The organism is Pelagimonas sp. KU-00592-HH (assembly GCF_040369695.1).
Lineage (GTDB): Bacteria > Pseudomonadota > Alphaproteobacteria > Rhodobacterales > Rhodobacteraceae > Shimia.
Genome location: NZ_BAABWM010000001.1, coordinates 152160 through 178526 on the forward strand (window position 1 = coordinate 152160; position 26367 = coordinate 178526).

A 26367-nucleotide genomic window follows, 5' to 3' on the forward strand; every position below is an offset into this window, starting at 1 on the left:
CGATGGTTTCGCCTAGATAGGATTCAGGGAAGCGAAAGTTGCGGATATGGATTGGGACAAACTCAGAATCTTTCATGCGGTTGCCGATGCGGGCAGCCTGACTCATGCGGGTGACACGCTGCATCTGTCGCAATCTGCCGTCTCGCGGCAGGTTCGCGCGCTTGAAGAAAGCCTGAACACCACCCTGTTTCACCGCCATGCCCGCGGACTGATTCTCACCGAACAGGGCGAACTCCTGTTCGACGCCACCAGCGCGATGATCAAACGCCTGGATGCCGCCGCCGCCCGCATTCGCGACTCCGAGGAAGAAGTCTTCGGCGAATTGCGCGTGACCACCACCATCGGCTTCGGCACGCTCTGGCTCGCTCCCCGCCTGCCGCACCTCTATGAAAAGTATCCCGACCTCAACATCGACCTGATGCTCGAGGAAAAGGTGCTCGACCTGCCCATGCGCGAGGCCGACGTGGCGATCCGCATGAAAGAACCGTCGCAGGCCGACCTCATTCGCAAACGCCTCATGAGCGTGCACATGCGCCTTTATGCGACGCCCGAATACCTTGCGGGCCGGCCTGCCCCCGAACAGCTCTCGGATCTGACCAATCACCGCCTGATCTGCCAGAACCAGAATTCCGCGCAGGTCAGCTCCGGCTCCAACTTCGTACGCAACCTGCTCAGCCACGACATTCCGTCGGTTCTTTATGTGAACAACTACTTCGGCGTGCTGCAGGCGGTTCTGCACGACCTCGGCATTGGTGTTCTGCCCGACTATGTGACCCACGATTTCCCGAATCTTGTGCGCGTCATGCCCGAGGTTGAATCTGGCGATATCCCTGTGTTTCTTGCCTATCCCGAGGAATTGCGCCAATCCAAGCGCATCGCGGCCTTCCGCGACTTCGTCCAGGAAGAGATCATTGCACATCGCAAGCAATTGAGAGATCAGGGAAAACTCTAAGTCATGCACTGGCTGCATAGCGGCCATGCTGCAGGTGCGACATTGTTTTTCTTGAATGATTCCAAACCGCCGCCTATTTCATCTCTCGAAGACGGTGATTGCACATTTGCGCATCATCTTCATACCTCCCTGTTGGACTTCGGCCGAGCTTATTGCTCGGCCTTTTTTTTGCCCGCAGGGTGAAAGGCTGATGTGCCGCACGCCCATCCGCCTGCATAACATGCCGCAGCCCACACGCGCCCCCTTTCCCCGCTTGACCTTTTCCCTTAAGAGACGCCCAAAGTTTTCTTGGGGAATCTACGCGACATGCAGGAACCGGCCATCACCACCGATCTCATCGAAGCTCACGGCCTGAAGCCCGATGAATACGAACTGATCCTCGAGATCATCGGCCGCGAGCCCACCTTTACCGAGCTCGGCATCTTCTCGGCCATGTGGAACGAGCACTGCTCGTACAAGTCTTCCAAGAAATGGCTGCGCACCCTGCCCACCGACGGCCCGCAAGTCATCTGCGGCCCCGGCGAGAACGCGGGCATCGTCGACATCGGCGACGGCGACGCCGTGGTGTTCAAGATGGAAAGCCACAACCACCCCTCCTACATCGAACCCTATCAGGGCGCGGCCACCGGTGTTGGCGGCATCCTGCGCGATGTCTTTACCATGGGCGCCCGCCCGATCGCGGCGATGAACTCGCTGTCGTTTGGTGAAACCGCACACCCCAAAACCCGCCAGCTGGTGAACGGTGTGGTTGAGGGTGTCGGCGGCTACGGCAACTGCTTTGGCGTTCCCACCGTCGGCGGTGAAGTCCGTTTCCACCCTGCCTACAACGGCAACTGCCTGGTCAACGCCTTCGCGGCAGGCATCGCCAAGACCGATGGCATCTTCTACTCGGCGGCCTCCGGCGTCGGCATGCCCGTGGTGTACCTCGGCGCGAAAACCGGTCGTGACGGTGTTGGTGGCGCAACCATGGCCTCGGCGGAATTCGATGACACCATCGAAGAAAAGCGCCCCACCGTTCAGGTGGGTGACCCCTTCACCGAAAAACGCCTGATGGAAGCCACGCTGGAACTGATGCAGACCGGCGCGGTGATCTCGATCCAGGACATGGGCGCCGCAGGCCTGACCTGCTCGGCCGTGGAAATGGGCGACAAGGGCAAACTCGGCGTCAAGCTGAACCTCGAAGACGTGCCGCAGCGCGAAGACAACATGACAGCCTATGAAATGATGCTGTCGGAAAGCCAGGAGCGGATGCTCATGGTTCTCAAGCCCGAGCTTGAGGCCGAAGCCCGCGCCGTCTTTGAAAAGTGGGACCTCGACTTTGCCATCGTCGGTGAAACCATCGCCGAAGACCGCTTCCTGATCATGCACAACGGCGAAGTCAAAGCCGACCTGCCGCTGTCGCCGCTGTCCGGTCGCGCCCCCGAATACGATCGTCCGTGGGTCGAAACCCCGGCCGCAGAAGAGCTGGGCGATGTGCCCTCCATCGACGCCATCGACGGCCTCAAGGCCCTGATCAGTTCGCCGAACTATGCCGGCAAACAGTGGGTCTACGAACAGTATGACACCATGGTCATGGCCGACAGCGCCCGCCTGCCGGGTCAGGGCGCGGGCATCATCCGCGTCCACGGCACCGACAAGAAGCTGGCCTTCACCTCCGACGTGACCCCGCGCTACGTCAAGGCAAACCCGGTTGAAGGCGGTAAACAGGCCGTGGCCGAAGCCTTCCGCAACCTCTCGGCCGTTGGTGCCAAGCCGCTGGCCACCACCGACAACCTGAACTTCGGCAACCCCGAAAAGCCCGAGATCATGGGCCAGTTCGTCGGCGCCATCAAAGGCATCGGCGAAGCCGTGGGCGCGCTCGACATGCCCATCGTGTCGGGCAACGTCTCGCTTTATAACGAGACCGACGGCTCGGCCATCCTGCCGACCCCGACCATCGGCGCGGTTGGCCTGATCGCCGCTGACGAAGAGCCGATCAACGGCGAAGCCCGCGAAGGCCACGTTGCGCTCCTGATTGGCGAAACCACGGGCCACCTTGGCCAGTCGGCGCTTCTTGCCGAGGTCTTCAACCGCGAGGAAGGCGACGCCCCTGCCGTGGATCTTGAAACCGAGCGCAAGCACGGCGAATTCATCCGCGCCAACCGTGACATGATCAAGGCCTGCACCGACCTTGGCGATGGCGGCCTTGCCCTCGCCGCCTTCGAAATGGCCGAAGCGGCTGGCGTCGGCGTCCAGATCGACAGCGACGACACCGCCACCCTGTTCGGCGAAGATCAGGCCCGCTACCTCGTGGCCTGCAACTTCGATCAGGCCGAGGCACTGATGATCGCCGCCGGTCAGGCCGGTGTACCGGTGTCCAGCGTCGGCAAATTCTCGGGCGACAGCGTCTCCTTCGGCAGCGCTTCGGCACCTCTGGCCGAACTGGCCGCTACCTTCCGCGGTGCCTTCGCCGAGGCCATCGCCTAAGGCAAACCCGCCAGATCACGTTTCAAAGGGCGCATCCAATCCGGTGCGCCCTTTTTCTTTGCGCCAGCGCTACACCCCGTTATTTTCTGTCTGGAAAAGAGAATTCCAAGGCCAGACCACTTTGTCTTTGTTTTGTCACGCAGCCCCCCTAGGCTCACACGACACCAGCAACCGCGAACGGAGCCACGCGATGAACACCCCCGTCTATATGTTCGACGCATCCGAAAAACCCTCCCTGCCCCTGCACACCGTCCCGATTGTCCAAGCCACCGACGAGGCCCTCAAGGGCTATGGCTACCTCGTGGATGACCCCGAAGGGTTCGAAATCGAGATCACCCGCTGGCCGGCACAGGGCTGGCGCCCCGTTGACGAAGGCACCGGCGACGAAGGCGGCTGGGTCGAAGGCACCTTCCGCTGCGACTGGAAAGGCGATGTCCTCTACGGCGAAAACGAAGCGGTGAACGGCGAATACGTTCTGGGCTGGTCCGCCGACCCGCAACAGGCGCGCACCGACACCCAGACCGGGCCGCGTGACAGCATCCTTCTGTGGCACATGAACTACCACCCCGACGGCGGCCAGATGTTTTTTCCGCTTGAACGCAAACCCTTTGTCGTCCCGCTGGCCCTGCCCGGTGATGACCTGACGCCGGACAAGGTGGTGGCCTTCTGGTGTGATGGCTCCAAAGGGCTCTACATCCACGCCAATATCTGGCACGAGGGCATCTTTCCGGTCCACGACCAACAGCGGTTCCTCGATCGTCAGGGCGCCGTCCACGCCCGCGTCAGCGCCGACATCGGTCAGGAATTCGGCGTCTATCTCTCCGTCCCCCTTCCCGAAAGCCTCTGATGCACACCACCCTGCGCCCCGCGACACCGCAAGATTTTCCGCTGATCCACCACATCGCGGGCGATCCCGCCAATCAGGCCTTCATCGCCGATGAAACCGACGCCGAGCTGCAAGCCCACATCGACAGCCCCGACAGCGCCCTCCTGATCTGGCAGGCCGACGGCACGGCAGCGGGCTTTGCGCTGTTCTGCCAACTCACCAACCCGTCCGAAAAGACCGAACTGCGCCGCCTCGCGCTTTTGCACACCGATCGCGGGCTGGGACAGGCCTTCCTCTCCGATCTCAAGGCCTTCGGTTTCTCGACCCTTGGCAAGAACCGCGTCTGGCTTGATGTCGCCCCGGAAAACACCCGCGCCATCCGCACCTATGAACGCGCAGGGTTTCAGCACGAAGGCCGTATTCGCGCCACCTGGAAACGCCCCGACGGCGTCATCACCGACCTGCATCTCTATGGCATGCTGCGCGACGAATGGCAGGGCTGATCACGCTTGCACGTTCCCCCGCACAGCCCTACATCTAGGGACAAGACCATTAGGAGAATTTCATGGCCATGCTTGCCTCTGATATCGAAGCAATGATCCGCGAGGGCTTCCCGAACGCCCAGATCACCGTGATGGGTGACGACGGAGCGCATTTTTCAGCCGAAGTCATCGACGAGAGCTTTCGCGGCATGAGCCGCGTTGCCCAGCAACGCGCCGTTAACGCCACCGTGAAATCCGCCATCGACAGTGGCGCCCTGCACGCGCTGGCCCTGACCACCAAGGCCCCCGACTGATGGATGGCCTGCTTCTCGGTGCGGGCCTCGTGATCCTCTTGGTGGTTGTCGCCGCCGGGGTTACGGCCTATCTGGGAAGCAAAGCCGCCGATCAGCGCGACAAACCCTGATCGGTTGACCAAAGTCAAAGCGGGTCCTGCGCAAACCCGCTGAAAACGCGATGGGCCCCGTGCCCAAGGACATACGAAGGAAACGCAACATGAGCGACGCCAAGACCCGCATCGACGAAACCGTCAAAAGCAACGACGTAGTGCTGTACATGAAAGGCACCAAGGAAATGCCGCAATGTGGCTTCTCCAGCCGCGTGGCCGGTGTGCTGAACTTCATGGGTGTGGAATACACCGACGTGAACGTGCTCGCCGACGAGGAAATCCGTCAGGGCATCAAGGACTATTCCGACTGGCCGACCATTCCGCAGCTTTACGTCAAAGGCGAATTCGTCGGCGGTTGCGACATCATCACCGAGATGACCCTCTCGGGTGAACTGGATGGCATGTTCGATGAAAACGGCGTGGCCTACAACAAGGAAGCCGCCGATCAGATCCGCGCGGCCAACGCCTGATCCCAAGGATCAAACCAAACAACAAAAGCCGGACCATCAGGTCCGGCTTTTTCTTTTCAGAACAGTCGCTTGGCCCTAGCCCGCGACTTTCTCTTCAACTGTTTCCGCCAGCGCCTCGGCCCGCGCGGCAAGTTCGGCCAGCGTATCATTCACCTCGCGCGGAATGACCGCCACCTCAACCTTTTCAGGTCCGGCGCTCTTCATCGCTTCCAGTTCTGCCGTCTGCGCATCCATCTTCGATTGCAGATCCCGCAGCCGATCTTCAAGGCCCGCGGTCTTGTCCGCCAGCATCAGCCCCGCCATCAACAGCATCCGCGCTTCCGGAATACGGCCGATCTGGGTGGTCAACACCTGTGCCTCGTCATCCAGCATCTTCGCCGCCGATTGCAGAAAGTGCTGCTCGCCTTCCTGACAGGCCACTTCGAACGTCCGGCCACCGATATGAATTTCGACTTCAGGCATCACGCGTCTCCTTCGGCCTTGGCCACGTCGGCCGGTTGTTCAAGCATCGGGCGCAGGGTCCCGGCGATCACGTCCATCTCGATCAGTTCCGCAGAGCGCATCGCCTTGAGGTCTGCCAGTTCCGCCTTCAGGGACTCGTTGATCAGGCTGATCAACGCCTCGGGCGCTGCCTTCTGCGCCGCATCACGCAGCTCCTGGTTGCTGGCGCGCAGCATCCGGCTGGTCTGACGCAGACGGCGCAGGCGTCCGGCCAGCTGCTCCAGCAACTTGCCATCCGCTTCCAGATCCACCGTCGGCGCTGCCGCCTTGGCCTCTTCCGCTGCCTTCTCGGCCGCGGCTTCGGCCTCCTCGGTCTTGGCATTTGCCGCCTCCAGCGCCTCGCGCGCCTCCGAAGCGGCCCCTTCGGCCACCTGTGCCGCAATCTCCGCCGCCGAGGTATCCGCCTTTGCCTTTTCCAGCTCGGCTTCCAACTCGTCCTGCCGGGACGTCAACGCCAACAGCCGTTCTTCCAGCTGGGCATTCGCGGTTTTCTCGTCTTCGAGAGATTTCTGAAGCGCCTCGACTTCCGCGCTGCGGTCATCGACCTCAGGCATCGGATCGGGCGCTACCGAAAGGGCCTCAAGCCCGCGACCGATCCGGTCCATCGCGGCGCTGATCCTGCTTTCCAGATCGCTGATCTCACTCATGAGCCTCATCCTTTCCTTGCGGACCGTTCTGTGCGGTCTCGCCGTTCTTGGGTGTTTCGCTCAATGTCACGAACCACCACCAAACGCCACACGAATCGCCATATGACTGTGTTTTGCCAATTCTATCCAAAGGAATCGCAAATTGCGCCCCCTTCGGCGGGAAACAGAGTGTGAGCAAGCTTGATCTTGGCCCCAAGGCTGGTATTGAGCAATCAAACTGAGCGACTTTTCAAAGGAACGACCGCCGTGGATATCGCCGCACTTCGCGAAAAGAACCCTGAACACTGGATGAAAGCCGCCGCCATCCGCGCCCTGACACTGGACGCCGTGGCCGCCGCCAACTCTGGTCACTCCGGTATGCCGATGGGCATGGCCGACGTTGCAACCGTGCTGTTTGAAAAGCACCTCAAGTTCGACGCCTCGGCCCCGAACTGGCCCGACCGCGACCGCTTCATCCTGTCGGCAGGTCACGGCTCGATGCTGATCTACTCGCTGCTGCACCTTGTCGGCGACGCGCAGGTGACCCTCGACCAGATCAAGAACTTCCGCCAGATGGGTGCCCTCACAGCGGGCCACCCGGAAAACTTCCTGCTGGACGGTGTTGAAACCACCACCGGCCCGCTGGGTCAGGGCATCGCCAATGCCGTTGGCTTCGCCATGGCCGAAGAAATGCAGCGCGCCCGGTTCGGCAAGAAAGTCGTTGATCACTTCACCTACGTGATCGCCGGTGACGGCTGTCTCATGGAAGGCATCAGCCAGGAAGCCATCACCCTTGCCGGCCGTCAGGCCCTGCGCAAGCTGGTTGTCTTCTGGGACAACAACAACATTACCATCGACGGCACCGTCGAACTCAGCGACCGCACCAACCAGTTGCAGCGTTTCCGTGCGTCGGGCTGGCACGTTCAGGATATCGACGGCCACGACCCCGAGGCCATCGACGCCGCCATCGAAGCAGCCAAGAAATCGAAGAAACCTTCGATGATCGCCTGCAAGACCCACATCGCGCTGGGTCACGCTGCACAGGACACCTCCAAGGGCCACGGCGCACTGACCGACGCAGACCAGATGAAAGCCGCCAAGGAAGCCTACGGCTGGACCTACGGCGCGTTCGAAATCCCCTCTGACATCAAGGCACAATGGGAAGCCATCGGCGCCCGCGGCGGTGAAGAACGCGCCGCATGGGAAGCCCGCTTCGCGGAAATCTCGGAACAGAAACAAAAACGTTTCAACCGCGCACTGGCCCTTGAGGCCCCGAAAAAGCTCTCGTCGGTCATCAAGGCCCTCAAGAAAACCGTGGCCGAGGAGCAACCCAAGGTCGCGACCCGCAAATCCTCGGAAATGGTTCTGGCCGCGGTCAACCCGATCATGCCCGAAACCGTGGGCGGGTCTGCGGACCTGACCGGTTCGAACAACACCAAGACCGAAGGTCTCGGCGTATTCGACACCGACAACCGCAAGGGCCGTTACGTCTACTGGGGCATTCGTGAACACGGCATGGCCGCCGCGATGAACGGCATGGCGCTGCACGGTGGTGTCCGCCCCTACGGTGGCACCTTCTTCTGCTTCACCGACTATGCCCGCCCCTCGATGCGCCTCGCGGCCCTGATGAAGATCCCGACGGTCTTTGTCATGACCCACGACTCGATCGGCGTTGGCGAAGACGGCCCGACCCACCAACCGGTGGAACACCTGGCCATCTGCCGTGCGACCCCCAACACCTATGTCTTCCGTCCGGCCGACACCGCCGAAACCGCGGAAGCTTGGGAAATCGCCCTGACCTCGAAAGAGACTCCCTCGGTTCTTGCCCTGACCCGTCAGAACCTGCCGACCGTGCGCACCGAGGCCAAGAACGTCAACCTCACCGCCAAGGGCGCCTATGTCCTCGCCGAAGCCGAAGGCAAACGTCAGGCGATCCTGATCGCCACCGGTTCCGAAGTGTCGATCGCGATGGAAGCCAAGGCCCTGCTCGAAGCAGAAGGCATCGGCACCCGCGTGGTCTCCATGCCCTGCATGGAACTCTTCGCCGAGCAGCCCGAAGGCTATCGCCGCAAGGTTCTGCCTGCCGGTGCCGCCGTACGCGTCGGCATCGAGGCCGCCGTGCGCCAGGGCTGGGATCAATGGCTATTGGGTGAACGCGCCAAGCCGGGTAAATCCGACTTTGTCGGCATGGACCGTTTCGGTGCTTCGGCCCCGGCTGGCGAACTCTTCGAAAAGTTCGGCATCACCGCCGCCAACGTGGCCGAAAAGGTCAAGGCGCTGCTGGCCTGATCGCCCGGATCAACACGCTTTCAAAAGGCGCCCTCCAGGGCGCCTTTTTTCATCGGCCACCGCACCGGCCCCCGATTGTTACAATCGCCTCACATCACCTCACGCCGCCATCACACAACGGTCAGCCGGGCTTACAGCGCCGCCGCATCATCGTATCTTTCTTTCAAACGAGAGGAGAAACACCATGCTGACACGCCGCGCCGCCCTTGGCCTTTTTGCCGCCCTCCCCGCGGCACTGACCCTTGCCCCCCAAGCAGTCCTGGCCCGCGAGCCCGAGGTCTTCCAGAACCCCAACGCCATCAACGGATATGATCCGGTTGCCTATTTCACCGACGGCAAACCCGTGAAAGGCAACTCGGCGCACAAGGTCAACTGGAACGGCGCCGACTGGCATTTCGCCAGCGCGGAGAACGCCAAGACCTTCAAAGCAGCCCCTGAAACCTATGCCCCGGTCTTTGGCGGCTACTGCGCCTATGCCGCCTCCAAGGGCTATCTCGCCCCGACCAAACCCGAAGCCTGGACGGTCTACGAAGGCAAGCTCTACCTCAACGCCAACCTGCGCGCCCGTGAACTCTGGCTTCAGGACATCCCCGGCAACATCACCAAGGGACACGCCAACTGGCCCGCCGTCCTCGGCTGATCCCTCGTGGTCGCAAGGCCTTTGCAAAGGCCTTGCCAAGCCGTTTCGAAACGGCTTGTCCCCGTCCACCGGCGCACCATCCTCGGCTGAGCCCTACCCGTCGCCGTCGCGGTCCCTGTCGTACCCGATCATACCGGAAAACTCCGGCAGCCAGGCCGCGCGGCGCATCGTCCAGCATTCATAGCTTGGCACAAAGTGATCGGCATCCTCCAGGATGCCGAGATGTACTTCGATCTCGTCGCCGCTTTGTGCAAATACCGAAGACCCGCAAACCCGGCAGAAGTGCCGCCCCTTGTAAGCACCCGTCTTTCCCCGCACCTGCACGGCGTCTTTCGGAAATATCGCCGCCGCGTAAAACAGCGCACCGTGATGTCGTTGGCAATCGCGGCAATGGCAGATCCCGACCCGCGATGGATCGCCTTCCGCCACCACCGAAACCGCGCCGCAGTGGCACCTGCCGGAAACTTCCATTGCCTTGCCCTTTCCCTGTTCAGTCGGACAGGTAAGGCTCAGTGCGCCTTGTCCGCCTTGCCGAACACCGCGCTCCAAACGGGCACGATTACCTTGGTGGCCACTGGGATCAGCACCAGCCCAAGCGCCAGACCAAACACTCCGTCCATTGCCGCTTTCGAGGTCCACTCGACAAACCCTTCCCAGGAGGCCGGCACCATGTGGCCCGCCGCATAGGCCCAGTCGTGGATGTGATGACCAAGCCAGCCAAAGCCCAGCTCCTCCAGCCCATGCACCACGATGGACCCACCAACCCACAGCATCGCTGCCGTGCCGACAATGGTCAAAAGCTTCATGAAATAGGGCATCCCCCGCACCAGCCAGCGCCCCAGCGTCCGCGTCATCGACAGTTTGCCATTGGCATAGACCCACAGACCAAAGTCATCCATCTTCACGATGAGCGCCACCGAGCCATAAACCACAACCGTGATCCCGACACCCGCAACCGCCAGCGTCGCCGCTTCCATCCAGAAATTGCTCGCCGGGATGGCCGACAGGATGATCGTCATGATCTCTGCCGAGAGGATAAAGTCGGTCTTGATGGCCCCAGCCGCCTTTTGCTCCTCAAGGTGCGCAGGATCGCCTTCCAGATCATCTTCCTCAAAGACATGATGGCCCGCGTCGCTGTGAAACAGCGCATGGGCGATCTTTTCCGCGCCTTCGAAACACAGGTAGGCCCCGCCCAGCATCAACAGTGGCGCAATCAGCCAGGGCGCAAAGTTCGCCAGTATCAACGCCGCCGGAAGCAGGATCAGCAGCTTGTTCTTGATCGATCCCCTGGCAATCTTCCAGATGATCGGCAATTCGCGCTTGGCTTCGAACCCCTGCACATACTTCGGCGTCACCGCAGCGTCGTCGATCACGGCCCCCGCAGCCTTGGCGCTGGCCTTGGCCGCCCCTGCCGCCACGTCGTCGATCGAGGCTGCCGCCACCTTGGCAATGCTTGCCACGTCATCCAACAGCGCCAACAAACCACTCATACCGCATCTCCCGAAATTGGATTTGCAGGCACCCTAGCCGATCCGCCCGATTGGGCAAGCGTCCGGCGGTTCATTTTGCCTTAACCGTTGCCACTTGCGCACGATGGGGCAACGGGTGGGTTTTCCGATACCGCACCGTCGCAATACCGACGTAATACCGACGTGGCACCGACGTTGATTTTCACATCTGGAACACGTTCATATTCCGAGTCGCCAGAAACGAAAAACCCCGCTCGAACCGGCGGGGTTTGTCAGGTTTTGCATTGCTCAAAGAGGGTTTCAGCCGAACCGCTCCAACAACGCATCTTTCACGGGCGGGGTCACGAACTTGGAAATGTCGCCGCCCAGACGGGCAATCTCTTTCACCAGTTTCGAGGCAATCGCCTGGTGCTGGAGGTCGGCCATCAGGAACACGGTCTCGACACTGTCGTCCAGCGCACGGTTCATGCCAACCATTTGATATTCATACTCAAAATCCGTCACCGCACGCAAGCCGCGGACGATGATCTGGGCCCCGACGTCATGGGCGCAGTCGATCAGAAGGTTCTCGAAAGGATGCGCGACAATCTCGGTTCCTGTCTCGGCCGAAAGCTTGGCGCATTCCGCCTCCACCATCGCCACACGCTCTTCCAACGTGAACAATGGCCCCTTGTCGCGGTTGATGGCCACCCCGATGACCAGCTTGTCCACCAGCGCACAAGCACGGCGAATAATGTCGATATGACCAAGGGTTATCGGATCGAAAGTTCCGGGATACAGGCCTACACGCATGGAAACACTCCACAATTTGTCGCTCGCGCGTACGCAACATTATTGCGCGGGGAAATGCAAGGGCCGGAATGTCTCACCCGTAGTCTTACGGATGAGACGGGGGAAGAAACCTGGGGTCAGTGCCCCATGATCATGCCTTCAAGGGCATCTTTTTCCATCTTCAATTCGCTCAGGCGCGCCTTGACCGCGTCGCCAAGGGTGATCAGCCCCACCATCTCCTTGCCTTCCAGGACAGGCATGTGGCGGAACCGGCCTTCGGTCATCTTCTGAAGCACCGACGTCGCATCGTCGCCCATCGCGCAGGTCACAAGTTCGGTGGTCATGTAGTCGTCCACCTTGTCCGACATGCACCCCGCACCGCGCGCAGCCAGCTCGCGGACAATATCGCGCTCAGACAGGATGCCGTCAGCCGTCTTGCCGCTTTCCGACACCACCACGGTACCGATGCGCTTCTCCGCAAGGATCTTTGCCGCATCAGATACCGAGGTACCGGGCTTGACGGTGACAACCCCTTGATCCCCTTTGGATTTCAGAATCTGATGAACCAGCATATTCGATCCTCCCGTATTAAGAATATTGCTTAAACCCAAGCGTCGTCGCAAGAATCGGGAATGTCAAGTTCCCCCTTCCAACCGCGCCACTTCTTCACGGATGCCGTTACACAATGCCTCAGAAAACCGGTTGAGCCGCTCAAGGCGCTTGTCATCCTCGTGGCGCACCAAGTAGAATCCGCGCGTCAGGCTGAACTGGTCCGTCAGGATTTTCTTAACCCCTTTGTGAAAGGGTAGCGAAAAGTCATGGACGATTCCCACACCGCCGCCGATCCGGACACAGTTGATCTGCACGGAAACGGAGTTTGATCCGATCGAGGGTTTCTCGACACCGATCTCGCTGAGGTAATCAAGCTCCTTGTCAAAGATCATGTCGGGAATGTAGCCGATAATCTTGTGGTCTTTGAGATCATCGAGGGTATTGATTGGCGGATGCGATTTGAGATACCAGCGCGCCGCCGCAAGGTGCAGTTTGTAATCGGTGATCTTTTGCACCATCAGCCGCCCCGCAGTTGGCGGGCTGACCGCAACGACCAAATCGGCTTCGCGCTTTGACAAGCTAAAAACGCGCGGCAAGGCAACGATCTGGATTTCCAGATCGGGATTTTCGTCCGCGATCTTTGAACAGACCTGCGGCAAGAGATAGTTCGCGGACCCATCCGGCGCCCCAATCCGGATCTGCCCCGAAAGCCCCCCAGTCTCGCCACCAAGTTCTTCCGAGGCCATCTGCAAGGCCTGCTCGACCCGCGCCGCATGACCCATCAGGCGCTGCCCCGCATCTGTCAGGGCATAGCCCGTGGGCGACTTCACGAACAACGGCGTCTCAAGCGCCGCCTCAAGCCGCCCGACCCGCCGCCCGACAGTCGCGGGATCCACCTTGAGCCGCCTTCCGGCTGCCGACAGGCTTTCTTCCCGCGCAACGGCAAGGAAAATACGAAGATCATCCCAATGCGGCTCCATCATCACCTCTGAATTTTTGCAAAGCTGTTTTGAAATCTTGCCTCTTTTCCGGTGATTTCTGCAAGCTTAATCTGCGGTCAGACCATTTGAGGAGGAGTCCCGATGCAAGAGCTGACCCACTACATCAACGGCGAACACGTCAAAGGCACGTCCGGCCGTTTCGCAGATGTCTTCAACCCCGCAACCGGTGAAGTGCAGGCCAAGGTACCGCTGGCCAGCAAGGAAGAATTCGACGCGGCCGTCGAAATCGCCGCCGCAGCCCAGCCCGCTTGGGAAGCCGTGAACCCGCAGCGCCGCGCACGCGTCATGATGAAATTCGTCGACCTGCTGAACCGCGACATGGACAAGCTGGCAGAAGCCCTGTCGCGCGAGCACGGCAAGACCTTCCCCGATGCCAAGGGCGACGTTCAACGCGGCCTGGAAGTTGTCGAATACTGCATCGGCGCGCCGCAGATGCTGAAAGGTGAGTTCACCGACAGCGCCGGCCCCGGCATCGATATGTACTCCATGCGTCAGGCTCTTGGCGTCACCGGCGGTATCACCCCGTTCAACTTCCCTGCCATGATCCCGATGTGGATGTTTGCCCCGGCCATCGCATGCGGCAACGCCTTCATTCTCAAACCGTCCGAGCGTGATCCTTCCGTTCCGCTGATGCTGGCCGAACTGATGGAAGAAGCCGGTCTGCCCGAGGGCATCCTGCAAGTCGTAAACGGCGACAAGGAAGCCGTTGACGCGATGCTCTACAACGACACTGTTCAGTCGATCGGCTTTGTGGGCTCGACCCCGATCGCCGAATACATCTACGGCACCGGTTGCTCGCAAGGTAAGCGCGTTCAGTGCTTTGGCGGCGCGAAAAACCACATGATCATCATGCCCGACGCGGACCTCGACCAGGCCGCCGACGCGCTGATCGGCGCAGGTTATGGCGCGGCTGGCGAACGCTGCATGGCGATTTCGGTTGCGGTTCCGGTTGGTGAAGAAACCGCTGACGCCCTGATCGAGAAACTGATCCCGCGTATCGAAAGCCTGAAAGTCGGCCCCTACACCGCTGGCGACGATGTTGACTATGGTCCGGTTGTCACCGCAGCCGCCAAGCAGAACATCCTGAACCTGGTGGAAAGCGGTGTCGAGCAAGGCGCTGAACTGGTCGTCGACGGCCGCGACTTCAGCCTGCAAGGCTATGAAGACGGCTTCTTTGTCGGCCCGCACCTCTTTGACCGTGTCACCCCCGACATGGACATCTACAAGAAAGAGATCTTTGGCCCGGTTCTGTCGACGGTTCGTGCCGGTTCCTATGAGGAAGCGATCAACCTGGCGATCAGCCACGAATACGGCAACGGCACCGCGATCTACACCCGCGATGGTGACACCGCGCGTGACTTTGCCAACCGGATCAACATCGGCATGGTCGGCATCAACGTTCCGATCCCGGTTCCGCTCGCCTACCACACCTTTGGTGGCTGGAAGAAATCGGCCTTTGGCGACCTGAACCAGCACGGCCCGGATGCGTTCAAATTCTACACCCGCACCAAGACCGTGACCTCGCGCTGGCCCTCGGGCATCAAGGAAGGCGGCGAGTTCAATTTCAAACCTATGGATTGATCCCGATCGTCAAATCTGATCTTAAAAGGGCCGGAGTATCTCCGGCCCTTTCGTTATTTTCGGTAGCCTCTTGTCTGTAAGTTTCAAAATTCTCAAATCTCATGGCCTTGTTTACGTGCGCTACGAGGGATTTGCCCGCCTCGAAGACACCATGCGCACCTTTGGCGAATACGCGCAGCACCCCGATTGCCGCCCCGGCCAGAAACAGCTTGTCGATCTTTCCGATGTGACCGGGATCGAAGAAAATTTCGCCGAACTCATGAAGCTGCAGGCGGCCAAGGCCGATGTCTTCATGTCCGAGGGCGCGCAGACGATCATCGTCTACTATGCCCCGAATGCCCTGAGCCGCAAAATGTGCAACATGATCGTCCGCTCGTGGGAACCTTTTGACTCGGTTGTCGCGCTGGTCATGGAAGATGAAGCACAGGCCCTGTCGGTTCTTGGTCTCGCCGAAACCTCGATTTCCCAGCTGCTGACCACAGCGGCCTGACTAAAAGCACAAAGCCCCGGCGATTTACCGGGGCTTTACCAATTCCTGCGATTGTCATGCTTTACCAGGCAAGCGTTTTGGTATTGGGATCAAACAACCAACCGGCAACGAGATCGGTACTTCCCATGGTGATCCCGTCGATATAGTCGGCTTTGGAGAGGCCCGCGGCTTTCGAACAGGCACCACACATGATCACGGTACCGCCGTCCGCGATGAAGGCCTTGAGCATGTCCTGAACCGAGGTCCCCTTGTCCGCCATCAGGCCGTGAACATGGCTCGGGCGTTTCTTGTCGGCAAGGTAAACGGCCCGTACGTTCATCCAGATCGCCGCATCATGCCCCTGCTTCTGCGCCTTTTGATGGGCAAACATGATCGCTTTGGCCGCGGCCCAGGTGTCATCGGTGGTCAGGTTCACAAACAGGCGCGGCTTGACATCCTCCGCGACCGCGAGCATCGGGCTTAGAACCAAGGCAACCGCCAGAACCAACCGTTTCAAAATCATTTTCATAGACATCTCCAGTCTTCAGCGCGTTTCTCGGCCACAAATATTCCAAATTCAATACATATTAAAGTCAGAACATTACTGCGCTGGAGGGTTATTCTGACGCAGCCCTTCCGCCGCAAGCTTGAAATCACCTTGCTTTCCTGTTGAACTGGTACCCAACTGGCAGGGAGGACGGCCATGTCTTTGAAAGAACCCGCTTTTACCCTTGGCGTAGAAGAGGAATACCTTCTCGTCGACAAGGACAGCTTCGATCTGGCCCCTGCCCCAGAAGCCCTGATGCAAGAGTGCATGAGCGAACTTGAGGGGCAAGTCAGCCCAGAATTCTTGAGTTGCCAGATCGAAATTGGCACCACCGTGTGCCAAACTGTCGGTGACGCGCGCGATGAACTAAAGCGCCTGCGTGCCACGGTGGCGCGTGTTGCGGACAAGCATAACCTTGCCCCCATCGCGGCCTCCTGCCATCCCTTCTCAGACTGGCGCAAGCAACACCACACCGACAAGGAACGCTACAATGCGCTTCGCGATGACCTCGCGGGCGTCGTGCGGCGGATGCTGATCTGCGGGATGCACGTGCACGTCGGCATCGAGAACAAGGACCAGCGCGTCGACCTGATGAACCAGCTTAAGTATTTCCTGCCGCACCTGCTGGCACTGAGCTGTTCCTCGCCATTCTGGCAGGGCGAAGACACCGGTCTCAGCTGTTATCGCCTGACCGTTTTCGACAACCTGCCCCGCACCGGCCTGCCGCCCCGCATGGAAGGCTGGGGGGAATTCGAACGTTCCGTGGCCGCCATGACCGACATCGGGGTGATCGAGGATGCCTCGAAAATCTGGTGGGACCTGCGCCCCTCATCGCGTTTTCCGACCATCGAAAGCCGCATCTGCGATGTCTCTCCGCGCCTCGAAAACACGCTGACGCTGGCCGCACTGAACCAAGCGCTCTGCCGGATGCTCTGGCGTCTGGCCACCAAGAACCAGCGTTGGCGGCTCTATGACAACTTCCTTGTCGCAGAGAACCGGTGGCGCGCGCAACGCTATGGAATCTCGGAAGGTTTGATCGATTGGGGACTCAGGGAAATCGTGCCATTCTCGGAACTCGCACATGAAATCGTCGAACTGATCGAAGAAGACGCGGCCGCGTTGTCTTCGCTGCGAGAGGTGGAAAACACGCTGGCAATCATCGCGACCGGCAACAGCGCCGATCAGCAACGAGCGGTCTACAACGATGCGATCCAGGCCGACTATTCCCACGATGACGCCCTGCGCGCCGTCGTGCGCCACCTGATCGAGGAATTCCATACCGACCTCTAGGCATGGGTAGAAATACGGAAGCACAAATTTGCGGGTTTGTTTTGCAATTTTGCGCGCTGACACACTGCTGCAAGAATTGTATAATTTAACGACTGTTCAATTGCGCGTTTTGGGAGGAACCGATGGATTTCGCACTCACCGAAGAACAAACCCTGATCTTTGATATGGCCAAGGGCTTTGGCGAAGAGCATATCGCTCCCAACGCCCAGAAGTGGGAGGCTGAAGGCAGCATCCCCAAGGAACTCTGGCCGCAACTCGCCGAACTTGGTTTTGGCGGCCTTTACGTTTCCGAAGAATACGGCGGCTCGGGCCTGTCGCGCCTCGATGCCACGCTGGTTTTCGAAGCACTGGCCATGTCCTGCCCCGCCGTTGGCTCCTTCCTGTCGATCCACAACATGTGCGGCGGCATGATCGACAAGTTCGGCAGCGAGGAAACCAAGCAGGCCTGGCTCCCTGCCCTCTGCTCGATGGAAAAGGTCTTCTCCTATTGCCTGACCGAACCTGGGTCCGGTTCCGACGCCTCCGCGCTGCGCACCCGCGCCGAAAAGACCAATGAAGGCTACAAGATGAACGGCACCAAAGCCTTCATCTCGGGCGGCAACTATTCGGACGTCTATGTCACGATGTGCCGCACCGGCGAAGATGGCCCCAAGGGGATCTCGACGATGATCGTGGAAAACGGCACTCCCGGTCTCAGCTATGGCGCCAATGAAAACAAGATGGGCTGGAAAGCCCAGCCTACCAGCCAGGTTCAGTTCGACGACTGCATGGTCCCGCACGAAAACCTGATGGGTGAGGAAGGCAAAGGGTTCTCCTACGCCATGGCAGGGCTTGACGGCGGTCGCCTGAACATTTCGGCTGGTGCCCTCGGCGGCGCGCAGAACGCGCTTGACCTGACGATGCAGTACATGTCCGAGCGCAAGGCCTTCGGGAAGCCGATCAACCAGTTCCAGGCACTTCAATTCCGTCTGGCAGAGTACGAAACCAAACTACAAGCAGCCCGCACCTTCCTGCGCCAGGCGGCTTGGAAGCTCGACACCGGCGCGCATGACGCGACCAAGTTCTGCGCAATGGCGAAACTGATGGTAACCGACGTAGCCTTTGAAGTCGCAAACGGCTGTCTGCAACTGCATGGCGGTTATGGCTATCTGGCGGACTATGGTATCGAAAAGATCGTACGTGACCTGCGGGTTCACCAGATCCTGGAAGGCACCAACGAGATCATGCGCCTGATCGTGTCACGCCAGATGATCGCAGACGCGGCCTGATCACACACACTCAAGCGCCCGGCGAAATCCGGGCGTTTTTCCCGCAACCCGCAAGATTGAAATCACGGGGACTCGCCTACGTCATGAGCGACATTTCCATCCGCAAGGCAGGTAAGACCGGCCGCATCACCTTCACCCGTCCAAAAGCGCTCAACGCGATGAGCTACGAGATGTGCATCGCCATCGAAGACGCATTGGATGCCTGGGAAAATGACAATGACGTCACGATGATCGTGATCGACGCCGAGGGCGAAAAGGCCTTTTGCGCAGGCGGCGACATCGCGGACCTCTACAATACCGGAAAATCCAAAGATTACGCTTATGGTCAAAAATTCTGGGCTGATGAATATCGAATGAACGCCAAAATGTTCGAATTCGGCAAGCCCGTCGCAAGCTTTATGCAGGGCTTCACGATGGGTGGCGGCGTGGGTGTAGGGTGTCACGGCAGCCACCGCGTTGTCGGAGAAAGCAGCCAGATCGCCATGCCGGAATGCGGAATCGGGCTGGTGCCAGACGTCGGTGGATCATACATCCTTGCACATGCACCTGGGCGGATGGGCGAGTATCTGGGCCTTACGGCCGCGCGCCTCAATGCCGGCGACGCAATTACCGCTGGCTTTGCGGACTACTATATCCCCGAAAGCAAGTGGCCTGCCCTGATAGACAATCTGGAAGAGTCCGGTGACTGGACCTTGATCGATGCTGCGGCAACAGACGCACCTGAAGGTCAAGTTGGCCCGATGCTCGAGGAAATCAACGCGACCTTTGGCGGCGAGAGCCTTGTCGACATCGTGAATGCGCTCAAGGCGCAAGACAGCGCATTCGCGCAGGACGCGCTAAAGAAACTGTCGCGCAACTCCCCTCTCGCGATGGGATGTGCCCTTGAGATCATCCACCGTGTCCGCAGCACCAAGGACATTCGCGCCGCGCTTGAGCAGGAGTATCGCTTTACCTATCGCGCGATGGAGCACGGTGATTTTATCGAAGGTATCCGCGCACAGATCATCGACAAGGACCGCAACCCGCAATGGCAGCACAGTTTGGAAACGTTGCCCGCCGTCGCCGTGAGCCAGATGCTCATGCCGCTTGGGGATGCGAAACTGAGTTTTGAAAAGGGAGAATGAGCCATGAAGATCGGATTTATCGGATTGGGCAACATGGGTGGCCCGATGGCGGCCAACCTTGCGAAAGCAGGCCACGAGGTCACCGGCTTTGATATGGCTGAGGTCGCCATTGACGGCGTCACCATGGCCGCATCCGGAACTGAGGCCGCCAAAGGCGCGGATGTGGTGATCACCATGCTACCCAACGGCCAGATCCTGCGCGCCGTTGCGGGCGACATCATCCCTGCGATGGAAAAAGGTGCAGCCCTTGTGGATTGCTCGACCGTTGACGTCGACAGCGCCCGCGCCGTGGCCGAACAGGCCGCCGAAGCGGGCCTTCTGTCGGTGGATGCACCGGTATCCGGCGGTGTTGGTGGCGCGGCCGGCGGCACGCTGACCTTCATGGCAGGCGGATCCGCCGAGGCCTTTGCCAAGGCCGAACCGCTGTTTGACATCATGGGCCAAAAAGCCGTGCATTGCGGCGAAGCCGGCGCAGGCCAGGCCGCCAAGATCTGCAACAACATGATCCTTGGCGTGACTATGATTGCCACCTGCGAGGCCTTTGCCCTCGCAGACAAGCTCGGACTTGACCGTCAAAAGATGTTCGACGTCGTCTCGACGTCTTCCGGCTATAGCTGGACGATGAACGCCTATTGCCCTGCCCCGGGTGTTGGTCCGCAATCGCCGTCCGACAACGACTACAAGCCCGGTTTTGCATCCGAACTGATGCTCAAGGACCTGCGCCTCTCGCAACAGGCCGCGGAAAGCGCCGATGCCGATACCCCTATGGGCCAGATCGCAACAGCGCTTTACGAACAGTTCGTTGAATCCGAAGACGGCCTGGGGATGGATTTCTCCGCCATGCTGCCGCGTTTCGAAAAGCGCGGACGCGGCTGATCGTCCCAAAGAACATGCGAGATGCGCCAACCGCGCGTCTCGCCTCTCGACAAACCGGTACCAGACACCACATAGAAAGGTATCGAGAGTTTGGAGAGAAACATGGCTTCCAAGATTTTTGCCAAGAACGTCGGCGGCAGCGACCGCTGGCTTCGTATCATCGGCGGCGCAACCCTGACCGCCGGGTTCTTCGTGTCGGGTAACCCGCTGCTTCTGATCGGTGTACCGATCGCTGCAACAGGTATCTTTTCGACCTGCTTCCTGTATTCGCTGATTGGCTTCAGCACTGCAAAGACAAGCAGCTAAACCTTAGCGAGGTCGCCGTTATTCAGCGGCGACCTTCTTTGGCTCCAGCATTTCCTTGAGATAGTGGCCTGTGTGGCTCCGCTCGACCTTGGCCACGTCTTCCGGCGTGCCAACGGCAACGATTTCACCACCACCATCGCCCCCCTCGGGGCCGATGTCGATGATCCAATCGGCGGTTTTGACAACGTCGAGATTGTGTTCAATCACCACAACCGTGTTGCCCTGATCCACCAGTTCATGCAGCACTTCCAACAACTTACGTACATCTTCGAAATGCAGACCTGTTGTCGGCTCGTCGAGGATATAGAGCGTCTTGCCTGTTGATCTCTTGGCCAGCTCCTTCGACAGTTTCACGCGCTGTGCCTCGCCGCCCGAAAGCGTGGTCGCCTGCTGTCCAACCTTGATATAGTCAAGGCCCACGCGGCTCAGGGCTTCCATCTTGTCCCGGATCGACGGCACCGCCTTGAAGAATTCCTTGGCGTCCTCGACCGTCATATCCAGAACGTCGGCAATGCTCTTGCCCTTGAACTTGATCTCCAGCGTTTCGCGGTTGTACCGCGCACCGCCACAGGTTTCGCAGGTCACGTAGACGTCGGGCAAAAAGTGCATCTCGATCTTGATGACACCGTCGCCCTGACAGGCTTCGCAGCGCCCGCCCTTGACGTTAAAGCTGAAACGGCCCGGCTTGTAGCCACGTGCCTTTGCTTCGGGCAGACCGGCAAACCAGTCACGGATCGGAGTGAAAGCGCCGGTATAGGTTGCCGGGTTTGACCGTGGCGTACGCCCGATGGGCCGCTGGTCAATGTCGATGACCTTGTCGAGGTGTTCCAGCCCCTTGATGCTTTCGCAGGGCGCAGGGGTTTGCCGGGCGCCATTGAGGCGCATGGAGGCCGTCTTGAACAGGGTCTCAATGGTCAGGGTCGACTTGCCACCACCGGAGACACCGGTGACACAGACAAATTTGCCCAGCGGGAATTCGGCCGTCACGTTCTGAAGGTTGTTGCCCGTGGCCTTTACAACTTTGATAGACTTGCCATTGCCCTTGCGGCGTTCCGTCGGGACCGCAATCTCACGCTGGCCGCTCAGGTACTGACCCGTCAGCGAAGCGGCATCAGCCTTGATGGTCTCGGGCGTTCCGTGGCTCACCACCTGCCCGCCGTGAACACCTGCCCCCGGGCCGATGTCAAAGACATAGTCTGCTTCCCGGATCGCCTCTTCATCATGTTCGACTACGATCACGGTGTTTCCCTGATCCCGCAGGTTCTTCAACGTGCCAAGCAGGCGATCATTGTCGCGCTGGTGCAGACCGATGGAAGGTTCATCGAGCACATAGAGAACCCCCGTCAGGCCCGATCCGATTTGCGAGGCAAGACGGATACGTTGGCTTTCACCGCCGCTCAGGGTGCCGCTCGAGCGCGACAACGACAGGTACTCCAGACCAACGTTGTTGAGAAATCCGAGGCGCTCGCGAATTTCCTTCACGATGGCCCGCGCGATTTCCTGTTTTTGCGCGGTCAGATGATTGGGAACATCTTCGATCCACGCAAGAGCCTCCCGGATCGACATCTGAACAACCTGCCCCACGTGCAGGCCGGCAATCTTCACGGCAAGGGCTTCTTCCCGCAGGCGATAGCCACCACAGGAGCCGCAGGGACGATTGTTCTGATAGCGTTCGAATTCCTCACGAATCCAGTTCGAATCCGTCTCGCGGTACCGCCGCTCCATGTTGGGAATGACACCTTCGAACACGCGGGTGACCTGGTAAACACGGCCCCCTTCGTCGTATCGGAACGGAATTTCCTCGTCGCCCGAACCATAGAGGAACACCTGCTGAACATGCTTGGGCAGGTTTTTCCACGGGGTGTTCTTGTCGAACTCATAGTGATTGGCGATCGCCTCGATGGTCTGCAAGAAATAGGGCGACTTTCCCTTTCGCCACGGGGCCAGGGCACCGTCGTACACCTTCAGCGTGGCATCAGGCACGACAAGACGTTCATCGAAGAACAGCTCTGCACCAAGTCCGTCACAATCCGGACAGGCCCCAAATGGCGCGTTGAACGAAAACAGTCGAGGTTCGATTTCGGGGATGGTGAACCCACTCACCGGACAGGCAAAGTTCTCGGAAAACGTAATGCGCTCGGCGTCGCCTTCACGCGGCGCGGTTTCAAGGATCGCGATGCCATCCGCCAGATCAAGCGCGGTGCGCAGGCTGTCTGCGAGGCGGGTTTCCATGCCCTCGCGAACGACAAGACGGTCCACGACAACATCAATGTCATGGCGGTATTTCTTGTCCAGCGTGGGCGGCTCGTCCAGTTCATAGAACTCGCCATCCACCTTCACTCGCTGGAACCCCTGCTTGCGCAGTTCCAGAAACTCTTTGCGATACTCGCCCTTGCGGTCCCGCACGATGGGGGCAAGCAGATAGCCACGGGTCCCCTCTTCCAGTCCCATGATCCGGTCGACCATATCCTGAACCTGCTGGGCTTCGATCGGCAGGCCGGTTGCCGGGCTGAAGGGCGTACCTGCGCGCGCGAACAGAAGGCGCAGGTAATCGTAGATTTCCGTAACCGTGCCAACGGTCGAACGCGGGTTCTTGGAGGTGGTCTTTTGCTCGATGGAAATCGCCGGTGATAGGCCGCTGATGTGGTCGACATCCGGTTTTTCCATCATATCGAGAAACTGGCGCGCATAGGCCGACAGGGATTCGACATAGCGGCGCTGGCCTTCCGCATAGATCGTATCGAACGCCAGCGATGACTTTCCCGAACCGGAAAGTCCTGTAATCACAACAAGCTGGTCGCGCGGAATATCGACGTCGATACCCTTGAGATTGTGTTCGCGCGCGCCCCGCACCTCGATGTTCTTCAACTCAGCCATCAAAGCCCCCAGTAAACGTAGCCTAGAGATAGGGCAGATGGCGCGAGTCTCCAACAGGAAAAAGTGAACAAAGTGTGAACCTGCGGTTTTCCATTTGTATTCTAATTTTGGAATGTTATATTCAGCACTAACGGGCCAACCACGACGGAGAGGGACAACATGTTCGGATTTCTTTCAGCCGCAAAATCGGGAATGAGCGCACAGGATGCTGTGGCCGGTGCGGAAGAAGGAACTGTGACCATTCTCGATGTGCGCGACCTGGGGGAAGTCAACCAAACCGGTATCGCCAACGGCGCGGTCCACATCCCGCTCATGCGCCTTCGTGACATGGCAGACCCCCGCCATCCGGATTACCACCCGTCTCTCAAAACATCAGACAAGATCGCGGTCTACTGTGCTTCCGGTGCCCGCTCGCACTCGGCCAAGTCGATCCTGTCCCAATTAGGCTACAACGACGTTCACAACATCGGCGGTCTTGCGCACTGGGTGCGTGCAGGTGGCGCGGTTTCCACCGCCTGATCAGGTTTTACGCGCCAGAGCCCAGGCACAGATCGGCATCTTGGGATCATTCTCGAGGCTATCGATCTTTTCATCGTACATCGGCGGCCAGACGTCTTCGAGGTTGCGCTTGGCGGCGTTGCGATTACCCCACTGTTCGGAATGAACCTCGTCCTCGTCAAACCCGCATTCGATCAATAGGTTCTTGAGACCACGCGCCGACCAGCGGGAATTGTCCATTGGCGCGGCGTGGAACGGGATGAAGAACGGCACGGCAACCCAGAAGTGCCCGCCTTTCTTGAGCATCCGACGCACGTTCTTGGTCGCGGCATAGGGCCGGTCAAGATGCTCCCAGACCTGATTGGCAATGATCAGGTCGAATTTGCGCGGCTTGCCTTCCTCGGTCAGGTACGGTCCGGCGCAAATATCGTAGGCCGGATAGCGAAATTTCCGGTACGAGCGGAACTTGAACATCTCGCCCCAATTCCCGGAAATCTCCGCAACATCCAGCTTTTCCGGACCAAGAGACCGGATCATCTTCCGGCTCGACTTGGCCATCACAATACGGTTGAGACTCGGCACGCTCTCTCCCCGAAAATGAACACAAACAAATACTTACATGTGAATGACGCGCCCAAAGGCATCCAAAACGCTTTCGTGCATCATCTCGGAAAGGGTTGGGTGCGGGAAGACGGTTTCCATCAGGTCTTCTTCCGTGGTCTCCAGCTTGCGGCCAATGACATAGCCCTGGATCATCTCGGTCACCTCGGCCCCGACCATATGCGCCCCCAAGAGTTCACCGGTCTTGGCATCAAAGACGGTCTTGACCATCCCTTCCGGCTCCCCCAGCGCGATGGCCTTGCCGTTGCCTATGAAGGGGAAGCGACCAACCTTGACGTCGTATCCCAATTCCTTGGCCTTGGCTTCGGTATAGCCAACCGAGGCCACTTGCGGGTGGCAATAGGTGCAGCCTGCGATGCTTTCGGGTTTGACGGGGTGCGGTTTCTGACCTGCAATCAATTCGGCTACCATGACACCCTCGTGGCTCGCCTTGTGGGCAAGCCATGGCGCTCCTGCGATGTCACCAATGGCAAAAAGGCCGTCAACACCCGTCCGGCAATAGGGATCGGTCACAACATGGGTGCGATCAACCTTCACACCCAATGCCTCAAGCCCAAGCCCTTCGACGTTGCCGACGATCCCGACCGCCGAGATGACCGTGTCGAACTCCAGCTTCTCGACCTTGCCGCCGGTTTCAATATGCGCAGTGACCTTGCCCTTGGCGCGATCCAACTGCTTGACCATGGATTTCTCCATGATCTTCATACCCTGTTTCTGGAAGGCCTTCTTGGCGAAGGCCGAAATCTCGGCGTCTTCCACGGGCAGAACCCGGTCCATGACTTCAACCACCGTCGTGTCTGAGCCCAGCGTATTATAGAAACTCGCGAATTCGATACCGATTGCGCCCGACCCAATCACCAGCAGTTTCTTGGGCATCCGCGGCGGGGTCAGAGCGTGTTTGTAGGTCCAGACCAGATCGCCGTCTGCTTCAAGGCCGGGCAATTCCCGCGCACGCGCACCTGTCGCCAGAACGATATTCGGGGCGGCAAGGGTCTCGGTGCCCTTCTCCCCATTGACGCTGACTTTGCCCTTGGCTGGCAAACTCGCCTCGCCCATGAACACGGCCACTTTGTTCTTTTTCATCAAGTGGCCGATGCCGGAGTTCAGTTGCTTTGCAACCCCACGGGACCGTTTCACGACAGCATCAAGATCAAAGCCGATCTTGTCTGCACTCAGACCGAATTCCGCCGCACGTTCCATGAGATGAAACACCTCGGACGACCGCAACAGCGCCTTGGTTGGAATACATCCCCAATTGAGACAGATGCCGCCCATATGCTCGCGTTCGACTATGGCGACCTTGAGACCAAGCTGAGCACCTCGGATAGCTGCCACATAGCCCCCCGGCCCTGCACCAATCACAATCATGTCGAAGCTTTTGTCGCTCATCCGGACCTCCCAATCTCTTTTGAAAAAGCCTAGAGGAGATTCCCTGAGACATCAACGAACTGCCCGCACC

The 26367-nt window shown here is 59.5% G+C and carries 27 protein-coding genes; 16 read left to right on the plus strand and 11 right to left on the minus strand.

Features of this window, described 5'->3' with window-relative positions; genetic code table 11:
* Positions 1-46: 46 nt before the first annotated feature.
* The 6 genes from ABWV42_RS00755 (at position 47) to grxD (ending at position 5602) form a co-directional block, all read left to right on the plus strand.
* Complete coding sequence (locus tag ABWV42_RS00755) at positions 47-952, plus strand: LysR family transcriptional regulator (RefSeq protein ID WP_255108150.1); 906 nt, start codon at positions 47-49, stop codon at positions 950-952.
* A 306-nt stretch (positions 953-1258) separates the two neighbouring features.
* Entirely contained in the window at positions 1259-3418 is a 2160-nt protein-coding gene (purL, locus tag ABWV42_RS00760) for a phosphoribosylformylglycinamidine synthase subunit PurL (protein ID WP_353339499.1), read from the plus strand.
* Between the two features lie 190 nt (positions 3419-3608).
* The gene (locus ABWV42_RS00765) at positions 3609-4265 is read left to right on the plus strand and encodes an ureidoglycolate lyase (protein WP_353338474.1); all 657 of its coding nucleotides are present in this window, start codon (positions 3609-3611) and stop codon (positions 4263-4265) included.
* Positions 4265-4747: a GNAT family N-acetyltransferase gene (locus tag ABWV42_RS00770; protein WP_353338475.1), complete on the plus strand. Its 483-nt coding sequence runs from the start codon at positions 4265-4267 to the stop codon at positions 4745-4747. The genes ABWV42_RS00765 and ABWV42_RS00770 overlap by 1 nt, the downstream gene beginning before the upstream one ends.
* Before the next feature lie 62 nt (positions 4748-4809).
* Positions 4810-5040, plus strand: coding sequence for a BolA family protein (locus tag ABWV42_RS00775; RefSeq protein WP_255108158.1), 231 nt, complete (start codon positions 4810-4812; stop codon positions 5038-5040).
* A 199-nt stretch (positions 5041-5239) separates the two neighbouring features.
* On the plus strand, positions 5240-5602 hold the full coding sequence (gene grxD, locus ABWV42_RS00780) for a Grx4 family monothiol glutaredoxin (protein ID WP_255108161.1): 363 nt from the start codon (positions 5240-5242) through the stop codon (positions 5600-5602).
* A gap of 75 nt (positions 5603-5677) precedes the next feature.
* On the opposite strand, the gene ABWV42_RS00785 is transcribed toward grxD, so the two are convergent.
* Both ABWV42_RS00785 and ABWV42_RS00790 read right to left on the minus strand, forming a co-directional pair.
* Entirely contained in the window at positions 5678-6064 is a 387-nt protein-coding gene (locus ABWV42_RS00785; protein ID WP_353338476.1) for a cell division protein ZapA, read from the minus strand.
* Entirely contained in the window at positions 6064-6750 is a 687-nt protein-coding gene (locus ABWV42_RS00790) for a hypothetical protein (RefSeq protein WP_353338477.1), read from the minus strand. Before ABWV42_RS00790 ends, ABWV42_RS00785 begins: the two co-directional genes overlap by 1 nt.
* Positions 6751-6996: 246 nt before the next feature.
* Between ABWV42_RS00790 and tkt the strand changes: the two genes are divergently transcribed.
* On the plus strand, positions 6997-9018 hold the full coding sequence (gene tkt, locus ABWV42_RS00795; RefSeq protein WP_255108167.1) for a transketolase: 2022 nt from the start codon (positions 6997-6999) through the stop codon (positions 9016-9018).
* Positions 9019-9202: 184 nt separating this feature from the next.
* On the plus strand, positions 9203-9658 hold the full coding sequence (locus ABWV42_RS00800; protein WP_353338478.1) for a YHS domain-containing (seleno)protein: 456 nt from the start codon (positions 9203-9205) through the stop codon (positions 9656-9658).
* 93 nt (positions 9659-9751) lie between these two features.
* Here ABWV42_RS00800 and ABWV42_RS00805 read toward each other — a convergent pair whose 3' ends face one another.
* The 5 genes from ABWV42_RS00805 to ABWV42_RS00825 form a co-directional block, all read right to left on the minus strand.
* Positions 9752-10129, minus strand: a complete 378-nt coding sequence (locus ABWV42_RS00805) for a GFA family protein (protein ID WP_353338479.1) — start codon at positions 10127-10129, stop codon at positions 9752-9754.
* A gap of 38 nt (positions 10130-10167) precedes the next feature.
* On the minus strand, positions 10168-11148 hold the full coding sequence (locus tag ABWV42_RS00810; RefSeq protein ID WP_353338480.1) for a DUF808 domain-containing protein: 981 nt from the start codon (positions 11146-11148) through the stop codon (positions 10168-10170).
* A gap of 279 nt (positions 11149-11427) precedes the next feature.
* A complete protein-coding gene (gene coaD, locus ABWV42_RS00815; protein WP_255108175.1) occupies positions 11428-11919 on the minus strand; it encodes a pantetheine-phosphate adenylyltransferase in 492 nt (163 codons plus the stop codon).
* Between the two features lie 116 nt (positions 11920-12035).
* Complete coding sequence (locus ABWV42_RS00820; protein ID WP_353338481.1) at positions 12036-12470, minus strand: CBS domain-containing protein; 435 nt, start codon at positions 12468-12470, stop codon at positions 12036-12038.
* 63 nt (positions 12471-12533) lie between these two features.
* Complete coding sequence (locus tag ABWV42_RS00825; protein WP_353339500.1) at positions 12534-13430, minus strand: LysR family transcriptional regulator; 897 nt, start codon at positions 13428-13430, stop codon at positions 12534-12536.
* Positions 13431-13532: 102 nt separating this feature from the next.
* Here ABWV42_RS00825 and ABWV42_RS00830 point away from each other — a divergent pair, with 102 nt between their 5' ends.
* Both ABWV42_RS00830 and ABWV42_RS00835 read left to right on the plus strand, forming a co-directional pair.
* Positions 13533-15032 (plus strand): CoA-acylating methylmalonate-semialdehyde dehydrogenase, encoded by a 1500-nt coding sequence (locus ABWV42_RS00830; protein ID WP_353338482.1) that lies wholly within the window; start codon positions 13533-13535, stop codon positions 15030-15032.
* A 115-nt stretch (positions 15033-15147) separates the two neighbouring features.
* Positions 15148-15522 carry a hypothetical protein gene (locus ABWV42_RS00835; protein ID WP_353338483.1) on the plus strand — a complete coding sequence of 125 codons (375 nt, stop codon included), beginning with the start codon at positions 15148-15150 and terminating at the stop codon, positions 15520-15522.
* A 61-nt stretch (positions 15523-15583) separates the two neighbouring features.
* Here the strand turns inward: ABWV42_RS00835 and ABWV42_RS00840 are convergent, their stop codons facing one another.
* Positions 15584-16030, minus strand: coding sequence for a DsrE family protein (locus ABWV42_RS00840; protein ID WP_353338484.1), 447 nt, complete (start codon positions 16028-16030; stop codon positions 15584-15586).
* A 174-nt stretch (positions 16031-16204) separates the two neighbouring features.
* On the opposite strand from ABWV42_RS00840, the gene ABWV42_RS00845 reads away from it, so the two are divergent.
* The 5 genes from ABWV42_RS00845 to ABWV42_RS00865 all read left to right on the plus strand — a co-directional run bounded on the left by ABWV42_RS00845 (position 16205) and on the right by ABWV42_RS00865 (position 20912).
* A complete protein-coding gene (locus tag ABWV42_RS00845; RefSeq protein ID WP_353338485.1) occupies positions 16205-17338 on the plus strand; it encodes a carboxylate-amine ligase in 1134 nt (377 codons plus the stop codon).
* Between the two features lie 122 nt (positions 17339-17460).
* Positions 17461-18606, plus strand: coding sequence for an acyl-CoA dehydrogenase family protein (locus ABWV42_RS00850; RefSeq protein ID WP_353338486.1), 1146 nt, complete (start codon positions 17461-17463; stop codon positions 18604-18606).
* Positions 18607-18689: 83 nt separating this feature from the next.
* Positions 18690-19730, plus strand: coding sequence for an enoyl-CoA hydratase/isomerase family protein (locus ABWV42_RS00855; protein WP_353338487.1), 1041 nt, complete (start codon positions 18690-18692; stop codon positions 19728-19730).
* A gap of 3 nt (positions 19731-19733) precedes the next feature.
* The gene (gene mmsB, locus ABWV42_RS00860; RefSeq protein WP_353338488.1) at positions 19734-20606 is read left to right on the plus strand and encodes a 3-hydroxyisobutyrate dehydrogenase; all 873 of its coding nucleotides are present in this window, start codon (positions 19734-19736) and stop codon (positions 20604-20606) included.
* A 102-nt stretch (positions 20607-20708) separates the two neighbouring features.
* Positions 20709-20912 (plus strand): YgaP family membrane protein, encoded by a 204-nt coding sequence (locus tag ABWV42_RS00865; RefSeq protein ID WP_303623754.1) that lies wholly within the window; start codon positions 20709-20711, stop codon positions 20910-20912.
* Between the two features lie 18 nt (positions 20913-20930).
* Here ABWV42_RS00865 and uvrA read toward each other — a convergent pair whose 3' ends face one another.
* Entirely contained in the window at positions 20931-23789 is a 2859-nt protein-coding gene (gene uvrA, locus ABWV42_RS00870; RefSeq protein ID WP_353338489.1) for an excinuclease ABC subunit UvrA, read from the minus strand.
* A gap of 159 nt (positions 23790-23948) precedes the next feature.
* Here uvrA and ABWV42_RS00875 point away from each other — a divergent pair, with 159 nt between their 5' ends.
* Positions 23949-24308, plus strand: coding sequence for a rhodanese-like domain-containing protein (locus ABWV42_RS00875; protein WP_353338490.1), 360 nt, complete (start codon positions 23949-23951; stop codon positions 24306-24308).
* Here ABWV42_RS00875 and ABWV42_RS00880 read toward each other — a convergent pair whose 3' ends face one another.
* On the minus strand, positions 24309-24869 hold the full coding sequence (locus tag ABWV42_RS00880) for a class I SAM-dependent methyltransferase (RefSeq protein WP_353338491.1): 561 nt from the start codon (positions 24867-24869) through the stop codon (positions 24309-24311).
* Positions 24870-24902: 33 nt separating this feature from the next.
* Positions 24903-26297 (minus strand): dihydrolipoyl dehydrogenase, encoded by a 1395-nt coding sequence (gene lpdA / locus ABWV42_RS00885; protein ID WP_353338492.1) that lies wholly within the window; start codon positions 26295-26297, stop codon positions 24903-24905.
* Positions 26298-26367: the final 70 nt, after the last annotated feature.